Genomic DNA, 22544 nt, shown 5'->3' on the forward strand with positions numbered 1-22544 from the left:
AAGAAAATTGATGTTTTATTAAAATCCAAAAATATACACCAATTAAGATGATAATTCTTTAATTAACTCACTTTGGTTGCTCTTTTTACTAAAAATAACCAATTTAAAGCATTGCCTAAAAAATGACACTTTCTAGCTTTTTAAAAGTATAAAAAAACCAGTATCACAAATTATATGAATACTGGTTTTTTTCTATTGTGATAAAGCAGTAAACGTAATTAGCGTTTTACTTCTTCTAGATCACTAGGTAGTGGTGACTGTAAACTTTGCCAGATAATACCACTGTCTTTACCATATTGGCGGACGCATTCCATGACATGCTCGACATCTTTTTGCTCACATAATGTAGCCAGTTTTTTATAGAATGCTAACGCGAGTTCTTTGGCTTGGATATTTGAGAAATAATAACGGCCTACGCGTGTATAAAGCCCTTTTAAGCCGTTTAAGATAAGACCATAAATTGGATTACCTGACGCAAACGCCAATCCACGGAAAATGTTGTAATCCAGTTCACTAAACTCATCAGCACTATTTTCAGTGGTAAGCTCATGGTTTAAAACTTCAATACATTTTTCAGGACTATTTCTAAATGCGGTACGTATAAAAATAGCTGAGATATTGGTTCTAACCGCCAATAAATTATCTATTAACTGTGGTACTCGATCATGATCAAGACGAGCAACTGTTTCAAGGATATTAAGGCCAGATGTTTCCCAGAAATTGTTTACCTTCGTTGGCTTTCCGTGTTGAATAGTCAGCCAACCATCACGAGCTAGACGTTGTAACACTTCTCTTAATGTGGTTCTTGTGACACCGATTAATTCAGAGAGCTCACGTTCCGCTGGAAGAATAGATCCAGGAGGAAAACGATTATTCCAGATGCTTTCAACAATATACTCTTCCGCAAAACCTGCGGGGCTTTGAGCCTTAATAACCATATTTTTATTTCTTCCGAAGCGATTTTTCTGCTAATAATGGAAAAGATAATATCAGAATGCGTAATTTTGATATAGCTCAACCATCATTAAATAGTGAATGGCATCATAAAACTTGATGTAGTTTTATCAATTTATTATTACTAAGGCGCTTAATTTCACAGCGATTAGCGCGTACTATGGTTAAATTGCGCATCATTGCGCTTAAAATCTCTATTTGGAGGATGAGAAACCTAATGGATATGAGTATAAGACAAGCACTACTAAAGAACTTTATGGGGAATTCCCCAGATTGGTATAAGCTTGCTATTCTTACTTTTTTAATTATCAACCCACTGATTTTTTTCTTTGTTGACCCTTTTGTCGCCGGCTGGCTATTAGTTGTAGAATTTATTTTTACGCTGGCTATGGCGCTAAAGTGTTACCCGTTACAACCCGGAGGATTACTTGCTATTGAGGCCGTCATCATTGGTATGACTAGCCCAAAACAGATTGGTCATGAAATTGCCAACAACCTTGAAGTGATTTTACTTCTTGTCTTTATGGTTGCAGGTATCTATTTTATGAAGCAATTATTACTGTTTGCATTTACTAAACTGCTGTTATCCATTCGTTCTAAACGAATGTTATCTATTGCCTTTTGCTTCGCAAGTGCATTTTTATCTGCCTTTTTAGATGCTTTAACCGTAATCGCAGTTGTAATCAGTGTCTCTCTCGGTTTCTACTCTATTTATCATAATTTTGCCTCTAATCAATCAGGTGCAGAATTAAGTAATGATGGATTTATTGATACCGCAGAAAAAAAACAAACTTTAGAACAATTCCGTGCCTTTTTACGTAGCTTAATGATGCATGCTGGTGTCGGCACTGCGTTAGGTGGCGTAATGACCATGGTGGGTGAACCACAAAACCTGATTATTGCAAAACATTTAGAATGGGATTTTGTGACTTTCTTTATCAGGATGTCACCGGTCACTATTCCTGTTTTCTTCGCGGGCCTTGCAGTGTGCTACTTTGTAGAACGCTTTAAGCTCTTTGGTTATGGTGCCGAATTACCTGATTTAGTTCGTAAAGTTCTCACTGAATACGACAAGAAAAACAGTGAAAAACGTACTTCTCAAGAAAAAGCTCAACTGATGATCCAAGCATTAATTGGTATTTGGTTGATTGTTGCTTTAGCGCTCCATTTAGCAGAAGTTGGTATTATCGGGTTATCTGTTATTATTCTTGCCACTGCATTTTGTGGGATCACAGAAGAACATGCTCTTGGTAAAGCATTTGAAGAAGCCTTACCTTTCACTGCATTATTGACCGTATTCTTCTCTATTGTTGCTGTTATTATTGACCAGCAATTATTTGGCCCTATTATTCAGTTTGTTCTTCAAGCTTCAGAATCCTCACAACTGTCTCTTTTTTACCTCTTTAATGGTCTACTATCTGCTATTTCAGATAACGTGTTTGTGGGTACGGTTTATATCAGTGAAGCTTTAACTGCATTGCAAGATGGATTAATTAGCCAATCACAATATGAGCATATTGGTGTTGCTATTAATACAGGTACAAACTTACCTTCTGTTGCCACTCCAAATGGTCAAGCTGCATTCCTGTTCTTATTAACATCGGCACTATCACCACTCATTCGTTTATCGTATGGTCGTATGGTGATAATGGCTCTGCCATACACGATTGTAATGACATTACTTGGTTTACTGGCTGTTGAATTTTGGCTTGTTCCTGCAACACATTGGTTCTATGAAATTGGTTTAGTTGCTATTCCATAACAATAGATCCACAGTTACACCACATTAATAGGACTTTTATTTGATAAAAGTCCTATTTTCTTCTTTAAAAGAAGCTTGAATGTAAATATTTGTGAAATAACGGGTTTTAACTTTTTTTGCGCTTAATTTTTGGGCAGAATATACACTTATTTTATTTAATATTTAAATGGATATTATTATGCTGACTTCTCTTCGTCACTGGTCACAAAGCCGTTTTTCATGGCTATTGCTTGCATTAACAGCAATAGGTCTTGAAGGTGCTGCATTGTATTTTCAGTACGGAATGGAATTAATGCCTTGTGTAATGTGTGTTTATCAACGCATCGCAGTATTGGGTATATTAGTTGCTGCATTGATTGGGGCTACCGCACCTAAAATGGCGCTTATGCGTATGGCGGGTGGTTTCTTATGGATTTATTCCGCATACCGAGGAATAGAACTCTCTTGGGAACATACACAACTTATTCTGAATCCATCCCCTTTTGCAACCTGTGACTTTTTTGTCACTTTACCCTCTTGGTTTGCTCTGCAAGATTGGTTCCCGGCTGTATTCCAAGCAACGGGTGATTGCTCTGTCAGCCAATGGCAATTTTTAACTTTAGAAATGCCACAATGGATGCTTATTATTTTCTCTGCTTATTTTGTTGTAGGTTTATTAGTATTAATGAGCCAAATAACAAGTTCTTTTAAAACAAAAGAATAAAAAAGAAAATAGCCCTTAGCGATAAACTAAGGGCTATTTTTATAATAAAAAATTGGTGATTAAATTTTCAACCAACAATAAGCTTTAACCTGGAATACAAGCCCCTTCAATTAAAGCTTGTTCACTACAACGCTTGCCATTAGCAAATTGGCACACTGGTGTCTGACCACCATGTAATTCATAGTTTAAAGAAGGCACACCACCTGAAAAGACACAGGTTGCCTTGGCTGATTCATCTAAGGGTATATCAAGACTGGTTGTCGGTATTGTTCGACTTTTACTAACCACTTGTGTAGATGAATATTGTGTCTGCGCTGAATTACTGCATCCTGCAATAAAAGCAAAGCTAGTTAACATAAATAGATAACAAGCTGTTTTAAATTTCTTTTGCATCAAAGACACCCTAATTTCTTCCAGTTATTCCTATTAGTGTGAAGCACTTTTTGAAAGTAGATTTATAACTAAAACACCAGCAATAATTAAAGCCATACCAATAATGGCAGGTAAATCAAGTTTTTGTTGATAGAGAAATACAGCCGCAACAGAAACCAAAACTATCCCTAATCCACTCCATATTGCATAAGCAATACCTAATGGCATAACTCTTACCACTTGAGAAAGTGCCCAAAAAGAAAAACAGTAACCAATGACGACCACAATAGATGGATACAATCGGCTAAAACCATCAGAAGCTTTTAGCATTGTTGTCGCAATCACTTCCGATATAATTGCCAACATTAGGTAAGTTAATCCATTCATTTTTTCGCCTTAATCCTATACAAAGTCAATTTTGTGAATTCTATCACAAGCGAGATTAAGGATATTCACCACAACAAATAAAAAAGGCATCTTTCATATTGAATAGATGCCTTTATATCGTGGAAATACTTATTTAGTGTTGATGAAGTTGATTCTTTTGACGCGGCTCTCCACCCATCGAAACACGATAGCGATTAAAGATAAAACCACACCAAATAACTGCGATAACACTTAATATTGTTCCTGCATAGCCAAGGTTTGTCATGCCAGCATGTAAGATAACTTGATTACCAATCAATGCTCCTGCGCCAATACCGATATTAAAAATACCGGAGTAAATAGACATCGCAATATCTGTTGCATCGGGAGCTAAATCAATCACTTTAACTTGCATACCAAGGCCGATACACATAAAGCCAATTCCCCAAAATATAATCAACACAATGAATGTCGTTAAATTTTGGCTACTTATCATTAATAAACTTAAGCAAGCAGTAAGTAAAATTAGTGCAAAGAATAAAAATGATGTTGGCATCCTGGCACTGTAACGACTAAATAACACACTACCAATAATGCCAGCACCACCAAAAATAAGTAAAACTAACGTAGCAAAGTTTTGATCTAATTTTGCAATATCAATAACAAAAGGCTCTATATAACTATAAGCAGTAAAATGTGCAGTAACAGCGATGACGGTTAACAGAAAAATCCCCATTAATGGGCCACGTTTTAATAACACAGGCACACTTTTTAATGATCCCGAATGCTCACTCGGTAATAAAGGTAAATAACGCATTAATGCAAACATGGTAATTAAAGCTAAAACACCAATTCCCATAAAGGTTGCACGCCATCCTAACCATTGTCCAACGACACGCCCAATAGGTAAGCCAAGAACCGTAGCTAATGCAGTTCCTGTTGCTAATAATCCTAATGCCTGAGCTCGTTTACCAGGAGGTGCCACTCTAATAGCCAGTGATGCGGTAATCGACCAAAACACTGCATGAGAGAAAGCAACGCCAATACGACCAGCTATCAGTGATTTAAAATCCCATGCTACGCCAGATAAAATATGACTTAAAATAAAGATAATAAATAAAATAATAAGTAACTTACGTCGCTCAACTTTGCTTGTCATTATCATTAAAGGCAAAGACATTAAAGCCACAACCCAAGCATATATTGTGATCATTAAACCTGTTTGAGCAGGGATCATACCGAAGCTTTCAGAAATATCACTTAACAGTGCAACAGGAACAAATTCTGTTGTATTAAAAACGAAAGCCGCGAATGATAATATTATTACTCTGATCCATGCAGTTTGACGGCTAACTTCATTTACGTTTGATGCTGCGATATTCATAATTAATTGATGTTTTCTTAAATTATATTGATATATATGCCATGCTTTTTTATAGAAGCTTTTGTCTGATTTGCTTTTCTCACTTGTGCTAAAAATAGATTTATTAGGTTGAAAGTAAAAAAATGGCATAAAGATAAAAATGCATTTCGTTAGAAACAAAAAATAAACCAAATTATCACTAAACTTCATTGCTAAAGCGAATCAGCTATCAATTTTAGCATATTCATATCGCGATTTTAAATCCCCTTGGCAACTTCTTTTTAACGTTAACATAATCTTCCAATAGAGAGATTGTAGATATAAATGACCTATCACTACTTTATGTTGAAGAATAAGAATATACTCTTTTCAAGAGAAATATATTGTAGATTCATTGAATTAAGTTAAGAGATATTAATTTAATAGCTGGAAATAATCTTACTGTTGGACAAAAGATAAATGAAAATAGAAAAAATCTTAAGATTACTGACTCAAGTCATTAATAACTTGAAGTGCCTGCTCGCAAGCAATGTTTTTCGTGGGTGATGTTGAACCATCAAAAGCATTTTTAATAGTTGAAATTTGTTCTTTTGCAGGTCGTGGTAATATTAAATTTCCATTAGAAAGTGCTTTTTCAACATTATTTAGCTTTTCAGCTAACTGCTGACAACTTCCATTGTTATCTTTAGATTGATAAATAGCCATAAGCGTATCGCGTTTTGCTTCTACGCTAGAAAGGGTTTCACGTACTGTTGATGACGAACTTTCAATCACTTCGCGACTTTCATTCCAAAACTCAGCAGTATTATCTTTAACGACAGACACTATTAAAATAGCGGCAAGAATAGCCAGCATAATAGTTAGCGATAATATCCCTCCTGCAATAATAAGTATCTGTTTCATATTAAACCCCACATATAAATCACATCTGTTTTAATATTTCTTTTTAATATATATAGTTAAAATAAATCAGGTTCAATCTGGATTACGATTCTTTTTATTTTTTACATTTTATTACGGTGGTATACAGTTCTATTTATTCTTATTTATAAAAAAATAAGCACCTAGTTCTACTTAGGTGCCATTAAATAATACATAAATTTTTCTTGATTAAATTATTTTTTAGAGCAACATGCAATATAATTTAACACATGTCGATTCTCTCTAAAAAAATGGAACATTGATAAGAATCGTGGTCTGTTTTGCTTATTTACCAATCCATTCTTAATTATCTTTGCGGTTCTAAATAAGCCTTCATCACGAATTAAACCAACAGGTGACATTAAACTCATGTTACCCGATTTTATTTTTACTTCTGAAAAACCAATATTAATAAATAAGTCATGCCACTCTTGCTTAAACATGGGTGCTACATTTGATTTCACTACACCGATTAATTTATCTCTATTAACATCATCATTTTTTTTCATAATATCGTGAGTTAATAACAAACCACCGGGTTTTAAAACACGGTAATACTCTTTTACTAACTTTGCTTTGGCTTTATCTGCATACATTGTCAACATTGCTTCATTTATAACAATATCAAAAGTATTATCAGGAAAAGGTAAAGATAATGCATTTGCTTTTGTTAATTGGATCAAATGTGATAACTGTGCATTATCAACATTTTTTTGCGCGTGAGACAAAGCATTATCATCCATATCGATAGCAATAATATGACAACCGTATTTCTTGGCAATCTCGATTGATGTTGTCGCCATATTGCAAGCAATCTCAAGAACATGGCTTGAGGATGTAAACTGTGCATTATTAATTAACCAATCAGATGCCTCTACGCCGCCCGGTCTTAAACGTGTTTTCCCTAAACTCGCTAAGAAGGTATGCCCTGCTTTTGACGATCCTTGAGACATAGATTGCGTTGTAGTTTGATTATCCATATAGCCACCTTTAAGTTGCATTATTAATACAACTTTATAGTAAAATAGATTTAATGGGAATAGTTATCATTAATTTTCTTTTTTTATAAAGAAATTCCGAGCATACAAAGAGGTATAAAATTAGATATTGGTATATAACCAATTGAAACAAAATAGGTTAAAAAGCTATTCTGTAATTACGTCATTAAAGGTAAAGAACATTAAACTTTGAATAACAACATTGACCTTCCCCTAGGGGGAATCTTTAGAGTGATAACAATTTCACGATAAATCCAAGGAAACTGTTATGAAAAAGATTTTACCTGCTGCTGTTATTTTAATGAGCGCTATCTCTTTTGGTGCAATGGCAAACAATACACATATGAATATGGATGCATCACACAATAGCTCTCCTATGCAAAAAGAGCTCAATGAATCTATGAATAAAATGCATGCTGATATGGCAAAAGGAATGAACACTGATAATGCAGATGTTGCTTTTGCTGATGGCATGATTGCCCACCATTTAGGCGCTATTGATATGGCTAAAATTGAGTTGAAATATGGTACTGATCCTGAAATGCGTAAACTAGCTCAAGCTATTATTGATGCGCAAGGCCCTGAAATAGAACAAATGCAAAAATGGTTAGAAAAAAATAGAACCAATAAATAATAAATTTATAAGGCTGTGATTTATTAGGCACAGCCTACCTCATTTTTAATTTTTCCCTTCCAAATTCTTATTAAAGATAAATCAAATAATTTTCTAATCTTCATCTCATACATTATAATTTTACAATTACCACAACATTAATCACTTTATCCCGTATGGAGTCCATATGAATAAATTAGAAAACATGGCGTTATTAACTCAAAAACTCGCCATGCAGATTGAAAAATGGACTCACGATACTAATCAATTTGAAACTCAAATTCCGGGATTAACGCTAACACACTGGACATCTCCTACACCAATTACCAGCCATACTCACAAATCGGGGATCTGTTTAATTGCCCAAGGTGAAAAAAGAGTGATCTTAGGAGAAGAGAGCTTTATTTACGATGCCAACCATTTTTTAATTTCTTCAATAGAACTCCCTGTTATGGCAAATATTATGAAAGCCAGCAACGAGAAACCGTTTTTAGGGCTAGTTATGGAGTTAGATCTGCAAGAAATATCCCAACTCATCGTTGATAGTGAATTAACATTTAATCCAGATTCAAATGCCCAAAAAGGCATTGCAATCGGTGAATTATCAGAGCCTTTAGTCAATGCATTTATTCGCTTGCTCACTCTTCTTGATGAACCTGATAGCATTAAAATCCTTGCTCCAGGGATCAAACGTGAAATTTTCTATCGTCTACTGATTACAGAACAAGGTGAACGTTTGAATCAAATCGTTACTGCGGGTAGCCATAGTCATCAAATAGCTAAAGCCATTGATTGGCTAAAAAGTAATTATATAAAACCATTAAACATCAATGAATTGGCTTCATGTTCAGGAATGAGTAAATCTGCTTTTTATACTCATTTTAAAACGATGACATCAATGACTCCACTTCAATTCCAAAAAAAATTACGACTCAGTGAAGCCCGTCGATTGATGTTAACTGAAAATTTAGGAGCAATGACAACCACTTTCCGAGTTGGTTATGAAAGCCCTTCTCAATTTAGTCGTGAATATAGCCGATTATTCGGGGCTCCACCAGCAACCGATATTAAGATGCTTAAAGAAACAGATCGTATTTAACCGTTATAAACTCTCTTATTCTCTCTCTTATCTAACTTATATTATTCACAATCATCATTTTAGTTTTTTGGAAAAATAGGCAAGAGACTAAGAAGATCAGACATTCATTTCTAAATGGGAAAGCGATAGCATTCTCCTCAACAAATAATCCATTCCTATCTTATTTGAAGTTAAAAAATACAATCGACTTCAATTAGATAATCTTTAATCTGGCAATAGGATCTCAAAATGCAACTCGATTTCTCTTACTATAATCCAACCACCATTCATTTTGGTAAGAACTCTCTTGCTAAATTAAATGATGAATTATCACATTATGGCGAAACCATCATGCTGATGTATGGCCGTAACGCTATCAAATCTAATGGCCTTTATGACGAAGTCATGGCAATACTTAAACATGCAGGAAAAAAGGTAGTTGAGTTATCTGGCGTTATGCCCAATCCAACCTATGCGAAAATGATGGAAGGTGCTCAATTAGTACGTGAACATAATGTCAGCTTAATATTAGCGGTCGGTGGTGGCTCTGTTATTGATTGTGCAAAAGGCATCTCTGTTTCTGCTTATTGTGAAAATGAAGATCCTTTTCAAAAATACTGGGTTGAATATCAAGATGTGACAAATAAAATTGTTCCTGTCGCATCAATTCTTACCATGGTAGGCACAGGCTCTGAAATGAATGGTGGCTCAGTCATTACCCATGAAGAGACTAAATATAAAATTGGGCGTGTTTTTCCTGCCAATATATCCCCTAAATTTTCAATTTTAAATCCAGAATATACCTTTACAGTTTCTCAATATCAGATGGTGAGTGGTGTTTTTGACACGATGTCTCATTTGATGGAGCAATACTTTTCTGATCAAGGTGCAAATACAACGGATTATTTAATTGAAAGTTTATTAAAATCTTCGATTGATAATTTACGTGTTGCACTTAAAAATCCAAGTGATTACGAAGCAAGAAGTAATCTTATGTGGAATGCAACACTTGCATTAAATACCCTCACAGGATTATCAAAAACGCAAGATTGGCAAGTTCACATGATTGAGCATCAATTAGGAGCTTATACAGACTGTGCTCATGGAATGGGACTTGCTGCAATTTCTCTACCTTATTATCGTTTTATCTATAAATTTGGTATCGAGAAATTTGTACGCTTTGCCACTCAAGTATGGGGAATTTCCACTGAAGGTAAAACACAAGATCAAATTGCACTTGAAGGTATTGATGCACTGGAACATTTCACAAAAGAGTCCGGTATTGTGACTTCATTAGAAGACTTAGGTGCAACAAGAGAGATGCTTCCTGAGATTGCACAATCAACCACAATTATTGGTAGAGGCTATAAAAAGATAACAACTAAAGATGTGCTCGATATTTTGGAAGCATGTTTTTAATACCATTCTAGTATTAAGTAGATAAAAAAACGGACCTCAATGAGGTCCGCTTCTTTATATGGTGCCCAGGGCGGGACTTGAACCCGCACAGCCTTACAGCCGAGGGATTTTAAATCCCTTGTGTCTACCGATTTCACCACCTGGGCTAAATTGTATTTACTTGTTACGCTTAACATCCATTTATCAAACAAGATAGATAACAAATAAATTTAAAGCATTTACTTCTAAGCTAACTTTAGTTTTTTACTCTTCTCTCACCAACTTGGTTGCTAGTGGAAGAAAAAACGGACCTAAGTTAAGGTCCGTATTTATATGGTGCCCAGGGCGGGACTTGAACCCGCACAGCCTTACAGCCGAGGGATTTTAAATCCCTTGTGTCTACCGATTTCACCACCTGGGCTAAATTCTGTGGTGCGCCCGTAAATTCTTATTACTAAGAGAGATACTGGTATGGACGACTTATTACTTACTTCCCAATGCCATTTACAATGGACTTTCTTTTTTGCACCAAACTCTTTACCTAAAAGAGATGGTGCCCAGGGCGGGACTTGAACCCGCACAGCCTTACAGCCGAGGGATTTTAAATCCCTTGTGTCTACCGATTTCACCACCTGGGCATTAATGGAGGCGCGTCCCGGAATCGAACCGAGGTACACGGATTTGCAATCCGCTGCATGACCACTCTGCCAACGCGCCTCAACTGCTCAATCTCATTAGAGATTGGAGCGGGAAACGAGACTCGAACTCGCGACCCCAACCTTGGCAAGGTTGTGCTCTACCAACTGAGCTATTCCCGCTTTACCGAACCTGCTGATTTACTTATTTATTTCCGTAAACCGTTGTGCCTTTCGATGCGTTGCATTCTACTGATTTCCTGAATCTAGTCAACACTATATTTGCATCTTTTTGACTGTTCGGTGAATTTTCAGTCATTTCGATCAACCTTCGCGCAAATCTGACCACGCAGCGCTCAAATATTGAAACATTGACCAGAAAGTCAGCACTGTTGCGATATATAATAAAGCGAATCCAAACCACTCTGCTTCAACAGTAGGACGCCATAATAACACAACCAGCGATCCCATTTGTGCGGTCGTCTTCACTTTTCCTATCCAAGAAACTGCAACACTATTACGCTTTCCTAATTCAGCCATCCATTCTCTTAGTGAAGAGATGATAATTTCACGAGCAATCATGGTTGCTGCGGGTAAGGTTATCCACCACTCATGATAGTATTCAGTAATTAAAACAAGTGCTGTTGCAACCATTACTTTATCTGCTACTGGGTCAAGAAAAGCCCCGAAGCGAGTAGTTTGTTTCCATCTACGAGCTAAAAAACCATCAAACCAGTCAGTTGCAGCTGCTACCATAAAAATAATAGCGCAGACTAATGGAGCATCTTTGAATGGTAAATAAAACACCAAAACAAAGAATGGGATTAGTGCGACACGAAATAGAGTTAGCCAAGTTGGGATATTTAGTTGCATAGCGTTCTACACGACCTAGAAAAGTGAGAGTTATTAATATGGTGCATCAATACACTTAGTGTTTCAACGCATTAAAAATTTTTTCTGCTAATGCAGTCGAAATTGTGGGGACTTTCGCAATTTCTTCAACACTTGCGTCTCGCAAAGCTTGTAGCCCTCCCATATATTTCAACAACATTTGACGGCGCTTAGGCCCTACACCTTCAATAGACTCTAACGAGCTGGTATTTTTAACTTTTGCTCTACGTTGACGGTGCCCTGTTATTGCATGACGATGCGATTCGTCACGAATATGTTGGATCAAATGCAACGCAGGTGAATCAGAAGGTAATGCCATCCCTTCACCTTCAGGCACAAAAAACAAGGTTTCAAGCCCTGCTTTACGATCACTCCCTTTTGCGACACCTATTAATTTCGGGTGTGATTTGTCCCAATCAACATCAAGAGAATCAAATACCTCTATTGCTTGTGCTAATTGCCCTTTACCACCATCGATAAAGATAATATCTGGAACCTTAGTCTCTTCTAATGATTTACCATAACGTCGAGTGAGCACTTGATTCATCGCCGCATAATCATCACCAGGAGTAATACCACTGATATTATAGCGCCTATATTCAGATTTTAATGGGCCGTTCATGTCAAATACTACACATGAAGCCACAGTTTGCTCTCCCATAGTGTGACTAATATCAAAACATTCCATTCGTTTTATCTCTTTCATATCAAGAAGAGACATCAACGAGGTATAACGTTGTGAAATTGTCGATTGCTCGACTTGTTTTGAAGCCAATGCTGTTGCTGCGTTTGTTCTCGCCAATTTTAAATAACGAGCTCTATCACCGCGCGGTTTTGTTTGAATTTGAATTTTTCGCCCCGCTATTGAAGAAATAGACTCAGAAAGAATGGCTTTATCTTCTAAATCAAAATCGAGCAAGATTTCAGTCGGTAAAGTTCGAATTGCACTACCTTGTAAATAAAACTGACCAATAAAAGTTTGAACAACTTCATCGATTGAGGTATTTGCAGGGACTTTAGGAAAATAACTCCGACTTCCTAACACTTTACCTTGACGGAAAAAGAGGACATAAACACAAGCAATAGCACCATTAAAAGCAACACTGATCACATCAAGATCATCACCAATATTGGCGACAAATTGTTTTTCGGTCACTTGTCTTACGGCTTGGATTTGATCACGAATGCGAGCGGCCTCTTCAAAACGTAATTCTTGGCTGGCTTCTTCCATACGTTTAACCAATCCGTCAATAACTTGCGTATCATCACCTGAAAGGAAAAGTCGCACATAATTAACTTGTTGGGCATATTCTTCATCAGAAACGTAGCCTTTTACACAAGGTGCAAGACAACGGCCAATTTGATATTGCAAACAAGGTCTTGAACGATTGCGATAAACACTATCTTCGCATTGACGAATAGGAAACAATTTTTGCATTAATGCCAATGTTTCTCTTACTGCAAAAGAGTTAGGGAAAGGTCCAAAATATTCCCCTTTGGCATGTTTTGCACCACGGTAACTAGCAAGTCTAGGGTGTTTATCACCACTTAAATAAATATAAGGATAGGATTTATCATCGCGTAACAACACATTATAGCGAGGTTGATAACGTTGGATGTAGCTATGTTCAAGCAATAAAGCTTCCGTTTCTGTATGGGTGATCGTGACATCAATATTTGCGATGCACTTCACTAAAGCTTCAGTCTTACGGCTATTTACTTGTGTACGGAAATAGCTTGAAAGCCTTTTTTTCAGATCTTTAGCTTTGCCAACATAGATTACTGTGTCTGTCGCATCGTACATCCGATAAACACCCGGTTTATCAGTGACTCGGCTTAAGAATGCTTTGGCGTCAAATTTGTCTTCCACTTTGTAAATGACTCTCTATCTCAATTAACCCATAGCGTATTGCTATATGTGTTAATTCTACATCACCTGAGATTTTAAGTTTACTAAACATTCGGTAACGATAGCTATTTACCGTTTTTGTATTAATATTCAGCTCACTTGCGATTTGTGAGATTTTTTTTCCTCTAATGATCATCGACATAATCTGCAATTCTCTTTCTGAAAGGTGATGTAACGGATTTAATTCTTGCTGTAATTTTGTTAGTGCGATTTCCATCGCTAACTCTTGGCTTATATACCGTTGACCGATACAAACTTGTCGGATAGCTTGTAGAATATTTTCACAAGAAGTATCAATAACAATAAAACCTTCAATACCCAATTGAAGAAGTGTTATTGATAATATAGAGTCTATTTTTGGTGAAATAACAATGATTTTAATTGATAAAGATGATCGCTTTATTCTTTTTATAGAATCAATTAATGAGAGTGATGGTACTGAATAAATAATAATAAGATTAACCGAAAATTGTCGACAATAACGAAATGCATCACTTTCATCATTCATCACCTTTCGGACATTGATTTTTTTAATCTGACTAAGAAGTGTTTTTATTCCCAAGCTAAATATTTCAACTTGACTTATTATCAATGTATTTATCAATAACACGCTCCTTTTAAATCAAGACATAACAAAAAAACATTAGGTAACTTATCATAAATTCTAAAGAAAACATCATACTATAATAAAAAACAGCAACCTACCTCTTTCTTAGCATTAATTAATATTTATTTAATAAAATCCATTTATAAAAAAAGACTCATATATAAAAGAGTCTTTTAAAATTTAAAAATACAAAAAACCAATAAATAAAATATTATTTATTGAACATATTCATAATATCTTGTTCTGTTAGCATTGGTGTTTTTTCTACAAAATTATAATAAGGAGGTTTACTATCTATATAAATTTGCATTGTTAGTTTGCTTTCTTTTGCATCAGGGAATAATCCTGCTGATACATAGTAAGTATTGGTTTCTTTTAGATGGTAAAAAAGATGAGAACCACAATGCTTACAAAATGCCCGTTCTCCCCATAAAGATGAATCATAGCGTGTTATATTTTCTTCGCCTTCAATCTTCAAATCTGATTTGCAATCAATTGAAAAACCTGGACCACCATTCCAACGCAAACACATACTGCAATGACAAACACTGAGCGCAGATATATCTTGTGCTGTTGATAGTTTAACTTTACCGCATAAACATTGACCTTGATGCATTATGGTTCTCCTTTTCGTTAAATCATGCACTAACCATTTAAGATTATATGCATGATTTAATTACTAAAATAAACACATAGTAAACTAAAATATTACTTACACACTTGTATTGTTAGTTTGTTTTTTCGGTGGTAATGGTGAGAAATACCCGATTAATAAAATCAGTATTGCAACTCCAATAAAGGCCAATGCTCTTAGCAATCCACTACTTAATGATGTATCAATTAGAAAGAGTTTAGCAATAACCACAGCCAACAGTACACCACCAATAAACCATTGTGAGCGTGATTTCTGACGTGTCGCCATTACCATAGTCACTAATGCTGTAATCGCCCAAATAATGGCTAATACTGTTTGGATCACTTTGGAATTAATGATTGCATAACTCGACCAATCAATATCTGTTGCAAAGACTAACCCTCTTAATAAAATACCGTTTGCCCACCAAAAAATCATTGCGGGAATAATGTAATTTAATAGAGGTAAGTTATTTTGTAATAATGCTTGATACTTAGGTGACTGTTTTATTACTGAAATAAATTTATAGCCAACCCATACTCCAATAACACCCATTAGATCCATCAAATTAAATAATGGAATAAATTTAATTCCACTTTCAGTACCGTTATTAAAGTTTGCAAAGATTAAAGAAAGTGCCAGTAAGCCTAAAACAGGTGAAGTAACTAGCCAATAGGTATTTTGATACTCTTTAATCCAATTAACTCTCATTGCTAGCATATAGCTTATTGCGATAAATAAACTTATAGCAAAAATGACGCTAGCAAAATGTAAGCTCACATAAAGATACGTAACATCCATTAACCAAATAATTTCAGTTAATAAGAAAATACCAATAAAGACAAGATGCATACCATGGATCAATGCTTTTTTGATCCTTTGCTTCGGCAATAACGTATTTGCTTTAAGCAAATAGAAACCACTCGCAAAAATTGCAACCCAGATAATTGCACTGAACCAATTATCAATTAGCGAACCTGCAAGATAGATGTACACCAACATAATAAGTGCTGACATCGGCCATAATAAAATAGAGCAACTTGCCAACTCAGAAAATTGGGTTTTCTTACCCGCAAAGAACATGCCCCAACAGCTAATAAGAATAAATGCAAAGGTAATGGATTTTACCTCTGGGTAGAGCCAATACTCGCCATATTCTTGTAAAAGTAAAACGCTATATCCCCAACTTACAACCGAGATAAATAGTGTTACATATCCAATAGTTTGACTATCAATATTAGTAAATTTAGCTCGATACCACAGTACTGTGACGGCAAATACAACAATCACTTGTGTTACAATCATTAGCCAATCGCCTAACAAAATAACAGGCATGTTAAATGATAGAACAAAGGAAACCGCAACTAAAATAGTCCCCGCAATAGCAGGTTTCTTTTGTTGCTGTAAAACAGAAAATGCAAGGATCATTACCCCTTCAATTGCCCATACAATTGATGTCCATTCAGCAGAGAATGCAAATGGTACGGCTAAAGTGGCAAAGGTGACAGAGAGCATAAAGAAGGCAATTGCCAGCAATTTACCCTCTTCGCGATAACGTTTAAGTGCAAACCAACTTAGTGCAAAATAAGCTAATCCATAAAGTGATGAAGCAATAGCAACACCATATGGCCATTCTGAGGCTAATCGATGTTGGAAGATAAAACCAATTAACGGCGTACCAAATAGTAATGTGGCATCAAAAGGAATATTAAGTTTCAGTTTATTTTTTAATGTTGAAAGTTCTGTTGCGACACCAAAAATCAACCAATTTGCAATTAAAAATAGCTGGCAAGGTAAATAATCGACATGAGTGTAATTTGGTATTGCCCATATAAAACCAATACCAAAAGTAAAAGCAAAACCAATAAGATTTAATAAACGCCAAACTTGCCAATGGCTGATAATAAGAATACCAATTGAAAGAATAAGATAATAGCTAAACAATGCAATATAATTGCCACTGCCCGTAGACAATAGAACAGGTGCTAAATAACCACCTAATGAAGCTAATACCGCTAAACTAATAGCTCGATGAATAACCGCCAAACTCACACTGACCAAGCAGATAAACACCATAATAGCGAGAGCGATGCCAATAGGAATAAAGTCATAAATTTTAGTCGCAGCAAAAATAGTAATATAAAGCCCACCAATACCGCCACCTTGTAAAATTAATGCATATATCAGGTTTTTCTTTCTAAGCCACCAGCCAATACCTAATAAGGCAAAACACCCTATTCCAGCCATCATTAAACGTGTTGACGCTGAGACAAGCTCATTCTCAATACTGTATTTAAGTAAATAAGACAGGCCAAAAAAGAGCAATAACATCCCTATTTTTGCCAGCGGATTTCCTGTTACTACCCAATTCCAAATAAGCCCCAAAATCGATTTTTGTTGACGTTTTGGTCGAGGATTTAAATTAGGTCTATATTGCGATGCAGGTCTATTTACTTGAGGTGTGGCATTTCCTAAATGACCTGTTTCAGATCCCGTAAGGCTAGCACTTACCACATTCGCGTTATTCTCCACAAGCGACTCTGATGTTGATTCAGTATATGTTTGCTTCGCCTCTTTTTGATAATGACGAGCAAAACGGCTTGTTGCTACCTTAGGTTGATAAGACTCAGGCTCTTTAGGTGTAGGGACTGTTGATATTTCTGGCTTATTAGGTTGTTTGTTTTCAAGGTTAATATCATTAACCATAGAAGATTGAGTAACTGGATTTTCTTCTTTAGGAGAAACTTTATTAAATGTCGTTTCTTGTGATGTTTGTGCATGTTGATATACAGGCGTTTCTTTATTCTGCACCTTATTTTGCACATGTTCTGTTGTATTAATAGGTTCAACTGTTTTAGGGGCAACCGTTTTGGGTTGATAAGTTGAAGCGGCTGAAACTGTTGGTTGAGGCTCTCTTTTTATATCACGAGATAAATCCTTAACTTCGCTTTCCTGAGCGTCAAGCTCTGTGCGAATATCCACAGTTTTGTCTTTATTTAATAACTTAAATAATTTCTCTTGTTGCTCAGTAAACTTTTCTTCAAGCTGTTTAATTCGATGCAACAATGAGTTGCTATTTGTATAAGCGTGGTATTGCCAATACAAAGATACTACGACAAATATTGTAACAATGAGCGCCAAAAAGTCGTCCATAAACCTAATCCTTTTGCATTAAGCATCACATGATTTTGATCTCTTAACCTTAGTTATACTTTAATTTTCACAGATTTATCTTAGTTTATTCCTAAATAACCTATTTCGAGAACTCTTGATTTAAACCTAGCACATAATTTCGAAAAAAAGGTATGATCGATAACCTATCTTAATCTTCCATTTATATCGCAAAACACACTCATAATATGAAATTAAATGACGAACTAACTAATGCTATCGCTTCTGTCACAGAAGCCGCAGCTATTGCAGCAATGCCTTGGATTGGAAAACAAAATAAGAACGCAGCAGACGATGCAGCAGTCAGTGCCATGCGTGAACGTTTAAATAGCCTAAATATCAATGGTGAAATTGTCATTGGTGAAGGTGAAATAGATGAAGCACCTATGCTCTATATTGGTGAGAAAGTCGGTAATGGGAAAGGTGATAAAATAGAAATCGCAGTTGACCCAATTGACGGTACTCGTATGGTAGCAACGGGCGAAAATAATTCCCTAGCAATTTTAGCCGCTGGCTTTGAGGGTAGTTTTTTACAAGCTCCCGATATGTATATGGAAAAATTAATTGTTGGGAAGCAAGCTGCGGGTGTGATTGACCTTAACCATTGTCTCGAATATAACCTTGATGCTATTGCACAAACATTAAATAAATCTATTGAGCAATTAACGCTCGCTATTTTAGATAAACCGCGTCACCACGATATTATTAAAGATCTACGCGCTAAAGGCATTAATGTTATTACACTTCCTGACGGTGATGTTTTAGCCTCTTTATATGCCACAATGCCTAATAACAGTATTGATGTTATGTACGGTATTGGTGGAGCACCTGAAGGTGTTATTAGTGCCGCTATTGCTAAGGCATTGGGCGGAGATATGCAAGCACGCTTAATTACTCGTGATATTGCCAAAGGAAATAGTGCAGAAAATAGAGAATATGCCATTTCTGAAATTGCTCGTTGTCATAAAATGGGTACTGATGTAAATATCAAACTATCACTAGACACATTAGTACGTAACCAAGATGTTATGTTTGCAGCAACCGCAATTACTGCCGGTGATTTCTTATCGGGTGTTAATCAACAAACCCAATACCTACAAACACACTCTTTAGTAATTAATGGTTCAACACATTCATTACGTTATATTGAGAATTACCATTTACGTTAATACCTCAATTTGTCTTTCTTTCCTTGAGACATAAAAAAAGCGGCACTCGATTAAAGTGCCGCTAAATTTATTTCAAGGGGTATATTTATTGTTATTTATTCACTTCAGATTTAAGCCAATAAATTGGCTGGATTCTCAACACATAATTTCTTGATAATAGATTTATCAATGCCACGTTGAGCCAATAATGAAAGGAATACATTAGGAACAAAGCCCCAGCCATTACCTCCATTTTTTGCCCACATCTGTTTTAAAAACACATCATGGCTTAATACGATTTGGCTACCATAGCCTCTTTCAATTAAGGTTGCGACAGCTTCTACGGTATCCATAACACTTGGTGCTGCCCCTTCTTTAGGAAAAGAGATATCAAGACCAATCATATCGAACTCAAGCCAAACACCACGATCTAGCATTTTGCATTGATAATCAAAATCTTTACCTGATGGATCAGAGTGTGCCAATGAAATCTTAGCGGGATTGCATCCCATTTCAGTTAATAGAATATCTAAAACTTCATCACCACGACGTTGCCAACCCGGCATATGAATATTCATCGATGCATGAGGATTACTATTTTGTGCAATAGCAGCCGCTCTTAAGCTATTTTTCTCGCCATCTGTAAAGAAGGGAGAAACACCAATTTCACCAATCATACCTGCACGAATATCAGTGCCATCGATACCTACATTTAATTCATCATCAATGATTTTTGCCATTGCATCAATATCATCAGCCAGTCGCTCCCCTTCAAACTTCTCAATATAAAGCCCGGAAGAAGCTACAACGTTAATACCTGTTATTTCTGCAACTTGTCTTAGTTTTCTAATATCACGTCCAATAGATGAAGAGCCAGTTGCATCAACAATTGTTCTTCCACCTAACTCTTTGAAGTTATTTAATTCAAAAATAACATCTTCGATTGGTTTTTTATCCATATTATCGCAACAGCAATATGGATCGTATTTAAGTCCCCACTGAATATCTGCACTCACTTTTTTATCAACTAACACATGCGAGAATTCATAAAAAGGTTCATCAACAACACCAGAGAGATCATTAAAGAGGTGTTCATGGGGCAATGTTAACCCCATATCTTCTTTTTTCACGGGGCCAGTTACGGTTTGAATATAACCTTTCATTACGATACTCCTACGCTTTTGCTGACTTAGTGGCTCTGAATTCAGGGATTGTGGTTACAATCGCACCTACTAGCGCAAATAATGTACCGATGATTGTCACTAAATAAACAGTATTGCCTAATGAAGGTAATAATAAGTCAATTAATACAGAACCTAATAATTGACCCGCTGTTGAAGCAACACCTAACATCAGTAAGCCTAAACCACGAACTAAAATAGCCATTAATGCGATAGACATGAGTCCTAAAGGACCGCCTAAATACATCCACCAAGTACCTGGTAATTCAAGAGTGATATGACCTAATGCCATACGAACAATAAGAGCAATGGTTAAAACGGTGAAGCCAACGATAAAGTTCCAAGTGATAGACACCATCATAGAACCTGTTGCTTCTGCAACTTTAGAGTTACCTGCTGGCTGCCAACCGGCTAATAAACCTGCAAGGAAAGGTAAGATTGCTAAATAAATAAATGAGGTTGAGTGCCATTGTGGAGAAACCACAAATAAAGTTGCAACAACGGCTAACACTGCACCTAATACACGATATGGCGTGAAGTATTTTTTCTCATCTACGCCAACACCAAAGCGGTCACATAATAGACCTGATAATAAGAGTGCTGAGATTAATGCTGTTTGGAATGTTGCAATCCCTAATGCGCTCGCAGAAGCCCCTTCAGAGAAAACAACCATTGCACCACAAAGACCCGCAAACCAGTTCCATAATGGAATTTTGCGCGTTTTAATTAAACTTGGAATTGAAGCAAATTGCTGGCGATACTGTTTTTTCGACATGATGATAAAAAACATCACCACTAAACCACTAGCAAAAGAGATAACTGCGCTGGCGTTACCATCTTTTAAAACATGCCCTAACTGCCCATTCACCGCAGACTGCATTGGTGATAGCATACCTGCTAACACAGTTGCTAACATCAGCAATGGTGTTGATAAATTTTTTGTACTCATAAGATGTTCCTTTTGGATTATTGGCTATGAGTGATTTCTTTTTTTATTTTTCAAGTAATCGGTTTTTTATTAGCGCAGAGCGGCAACTCTGCGCTTTTTTACTTTTTATGACAGTTATTCTTAATTCAAATTAACGGGCGATTTGTTTAAGAATGTTGACCCACATATCGGCATAATGAGGCCATGCTAAAAACTCTTTGCTACCCCAGTGAGGAGAACAGTCACTCATAAAGCAGCCTGTTTTTCCTTTTTCGAACTGACCAAATACCAGTAATGGATCTTCACCAATATTTAATACAGTCTCTGTATTCTCTTTAGCTGAAACTTTGTTATAGCCAAGGAACATTGGCCATTCACCAAAACCTTTTACTGATGCATGCTGAGCATTCACTGCACTTGCAAATACACCTTCAGGCGCTTCAACACGATCGTCACCATCCAGCATTTCGACAGGCAGAACTTCTGCAAGTAATGTGTTTTTGTAGTTTGCTTTAGCTTCAATACCCATAAATGACAGGTAACCACCAATCATTAATAAGCCACCGCCATTCACTACAAACTCTTTAATTAACCCTAGTGCGTTAGGAATAACTTTCATGTTATAGAAAGTATCGTTTTGCAGAAGGAACGTATTTGCACCAATGTCACTAATAACAATGACATCGTATTTAGCCAATGCTTCGGCTGTTTGTGGGAATGCAACCTGAACGGTATGAGCAGGCATATAATCAACTTCAACACCCTTTTCTCTTAAGCAACTTAATAAGAACGTTGAACCTTCTTCATATTTGCTGGAAGTGAAACTATCGTAGCCTTTAGAGTGGATCATATGAATGTGCCATGACTCACCAATAAATAAGATTTTCATTTTTATTCCTCTTTCAAAAAAGA

At 36.1% G+C, this 22544-nt stretch carries 20 protein-coding genes and 5 tRNA genes; 6 read left to right on the forward strand and 19 right to left on the reverse strand.

The genetic code is table 11. The annotated features are described in order from the left end of the window. Positions 1-218: 218 nt before the first annotated feature. Positions 219-938 carry a fatty acid metabolism transcriptional regulator FadR gene (fadR, locus tag D7029_RS10650; protein ID WP_109393930.1) on the reverse strand — a complete coding sequence of 240 codons (720 nt, stop codon included), beginning with the start codon at positions 936-938 and terminating at the stop codon, positions 219-221. A 233-nt stretch (positions 939-1171) separates the two neighbouring features. On the opposite strand from fadR, the gene nhaB reads away from it, so the two are divergent. Both nhaB and dsbB read left to right on the forward strand, forming a co-directional pair. Continuing rightward, positions 1172-2716, forward strand: coding sequence for a sodium/proton antiporter NhaB (nhaB, locus tag D7029_RS10655; RefSeq protein ID WP_194950652.1), 1545 nt, complete (start codon positions 1172-1174; stop codon positions 2714-2716). A 178-nt stretch (positions 2717-2894) separates the two neighbouring features. Beyond that, positions 2895-3419: a disulfide bond formation protein DsbB gene (gene dsbB / locus D7029_RS10660; protein ID WP_088495347.1), complete on the forward strand. Its 525-nt coding sequence runs from the start codon at positions 2895-2897 to the stop codon at positions 3417-3419. Between the two features lie 84 nt (positions 3420-3503). On the opposite strand, the gene D7029_RS10665 is transcribed toward dsbB, so the two are convergent. The 5 genes from D7029_RS10665 to D7029_RS10685 all read right to left on the reverse strand — a co-directional run bounded on the left by D7029_RS10665 (position 3504) and on the right by D7029_RS10685 (position 7421). Next, positions 3504-3812, reverse strand: coding sequence for a DUF333 domain-containing protein (locus D7029_RS10665; RefSeq protein ID WP_098942547.1), 309 nt, complete (start codon positions 3810-3812; stop codon positions 3504-3506). A 33-nt stretch (positions 3813-3845) separates the two neighbouring features. Beyond that, entirely contained in the window at positions 3846-4178 is a 333-nt protein-coding gene (locus tag D7029_RS10670; protein ID WP_194950653.1) for an SMR family transporter, read from the reverse strand. Between the two features lie 133 nt (positions 4179-4311). Continuing rightward, positions 4312-5541: a sugar transporter gene (locus tag D7029_RS10675; RefSeq protein WP_194950654.1), complete on the reverse strand. Its 1230-nt coding sequence runs from the start codon at positions 5539-5541 to the stop codon at positions 4312-4314. A gap of 462 nt (positions 5542-6003) precedes the next feature. Continuing rightward, on the reverse strand, positions 6004-6423 hold the full coding sequence (locus tag D7029_RS10680) for a hypothetical protein (RefSeq protein WP_194950655.1): 420 nt from the start codon (positions 6421-6423) through the stop codon (positions 6004-6006). A gap of 212 nt (positions 6424-6635) precedes the next feature. Next, positions 6636-7421, reverse strand: a complete 786-nt coding sequence (locus D7029_RS10685) for a class I SAM-dependent methyltransferase (RefSeq protein WP_228766666.1) — start codon at positions 7419-7421, stop codon at positions 6636-6638. 286 nt (positions 7422-7707) lie between these two features. Between D7029_RS10685 and D7029_RS10690 the strand changes: the two genes are divergently transcribed. The 3 genes from D7029_RS10690 (at position 7708) to D7029_RS10700 (ending at position 10549) form a co-directional block, all read left to right on the forward strand. After that, positions 7708-8073: a DUF305 domain-containing protein gene (locus D7029_RS10690; protein WP_088495343.1), complete on the forward strand. Its 366-nt coding sequence runs from the start codon at positions 7708-7710 to the stop codon at positions 8071-8073. Positions 8074-8239: 166 nt separating this feature from the next. Further along, positions 8240-9151: an AraC family transcriptional regulator gene (locus tag D7029_RS10695; RefSeq protein WP_194950656.1), complete on the forward strand. Its 912-nt coding sequence runs from the start codon at positions 8240-8242 to the stop codon at positions 9149-9151. Positions 9152-9379: 228 nt separating this feature from the next. Then, positions 9380-10549, forward strand: a complete 1170-nt coding sequence (locus tag D7029_RS10700; protein ID WP_194950657.1) for an iron-containing alcohol dehydrogenase — start codon at positions 9380-9382, stop codon at positions 10547-10549. A 59-nt stretch (positions 10550-10608) separates the two neighbouring features. On the opposite strand, the gene D7029_RS10705 is transcribed toward D7029_RS10700, so the two are convergent. The 10 genes from D7029_RS10705 to D7029_RS10750 form a co-directional block, all read right to left on the reverse strand. Beyond that, positions 10609-10695: transfer RNA gene (locus D7029_RS10705), tRNA-Leu, on the reverse strand. 167 nt (positions 10696-10862) lie between these two features. Next, a tRNA-Leu gene (locus tag D7029_RS10710) sits at positions 10863-10949 on the reverse strand. A gap of 130 nt (positions 10950-11079) precedes the next feature. Then, positions 11080-11166 (reverse strand) — tRNA-Leu (locus tag D7029_RS10715). Positions 11167-11171: 5 nt separating this feature from the next. Continuing rightward, positions 11172-11245 (reverse strand) — tRNA-Cys (locus tag D7029_RS10720). Between the two features lie 25 nt (positions 11246-11270). Then, positions 11271-11346 (reverse strand) — tRNA-Gly (locus D7029_RS10725). Positions 11347-11487: 141 nt separating this feature from the next. After that, positions 11488-12036 (reverse strand): CDP-diacylglycerol--glycerol-3-phosphate 3-phosphatidyltransferase, encoded by a 549-nt coding sequence (gene pgsA / locus D7029_RS10730; protein ID WP_075674025.1) that lies wholly within the window; start codon positions 12034-12036, stop codon positions 11488-11490. Between the two features lie 55 nt (positions 12037-12091). Further along, positions 12092-13924, reverse strand: a complete 1833-nt coding sequence (uvrC, locus tag D7029_RS10735; RefSeq protein ID WP_088495340.1) for an excinuclease ABC subunit UvrC — start codon at positions 13922-13924, stop codon at positions 12092-12094. Further along, positions 13908-14567, reverse strand: a complete 660-nt coding sequence (locus D7029_RS10740; protein WP_194950658.1) for a LuxR C-terminal-related transcriptional regulator — start codon at positions 14565-14567, stop codon at positions 13908-13910. The genes uvrC and D7029_RS10740 overlap by 17 nt, the downstream gene beginning before the upstream one ends. Positions 14568-14781: 214 nt before the next feature. Further along, positions 14782-15186: a GFA family protein gene (locus tag D7029_RS10745; protein ID WP_088495338.1), complete on the reverse strand. Its 405-nt coding sequence runs from the start codon at positions 15184-15186 to the stop codon at positions 14782-14784. Between the two features lie 96 nt (positions 15187-15282). Next, positions 15283-18357, reverse strand: a complete 3075-nt coding sequence (locus D7029_RS10750; RefSeq protein WP_194950659.1) for a DUF2339 domain-containing protein — start codon at positions 18355-18357, stop codon at positions 15283-15285. Between the two features lie 206 nt (positions 18358-18563). On the opposite strand from D7029_RS10750, the gene glpX reads away from it, so the two are divergent. Beyond that, the gene (glpX, locus tag D7029_RS10755; protein ID WP_075674020.1) at positions 18564-19544 is read left to right on the forward strand and encodes a class II fructose-bisphosphatase; all 981 of its coding nucleotides are present in this window, start codon (positions 18564-18566) and stop codon (positions 19542-19544) included. Between the two features lie 110 nt (positions 19545-19654). On the opposite strand, the gene D7029_RS10760 is transcribed toward glpX, so the two are convergent. The 3 genes from D7029_RS10760 to D7029_RS10770 all read right to left on the reverse strand — a co-directional run bounded on the left by D7029_RS10760 (position 19655) and on the right by D7029_RS10770 (position 22521). After that, complete coding sequence (locus D7029_RS10760) at positions 19655-20686, reverse strand: methylphosphonate esterase (RefSeq protein ID WP_194950660.1); 1032 nt, start codon at positions 20684-20686, stop codon at positions 19655-19657. Between the two features lie 10 nt (positions 20687-20696). Continuing rightward, a complete protein-coding gene (locus D7029_RS10765; protein ID WP_075674018.1) occupies positions 20697-21653 on the reverse strand; it encodes a DMT family transporter in 957 nt (318 codons plus the stop codon). 130 nt (positions 21654-21783) lie between these two features. Beyond that, positions 21784-22521 carry a glutamine amidotransferase gene (locus D7029_RS10770; protein ID WP_109393946.1) on the reverse strand — a complete coding sequence of 246 codons (738 nt, stop codon included), beginning with the start codon at positions 22519-22521 and terminating at the stop codon, positions 21784-21786. Positions 22522-22544: the final 23 nt, after the last annotated feature.

It is taken from the genome of Proteus vulgaris, assembly GCF_016647575.1.
Taxonomy (GTDB): domain Bacteria; phylum Pseudomonadota; class Gammaproteobacteria; order Enterobacterales; family Enterobacteriaceae; genus Proteus; species Proteus mirabilis_B.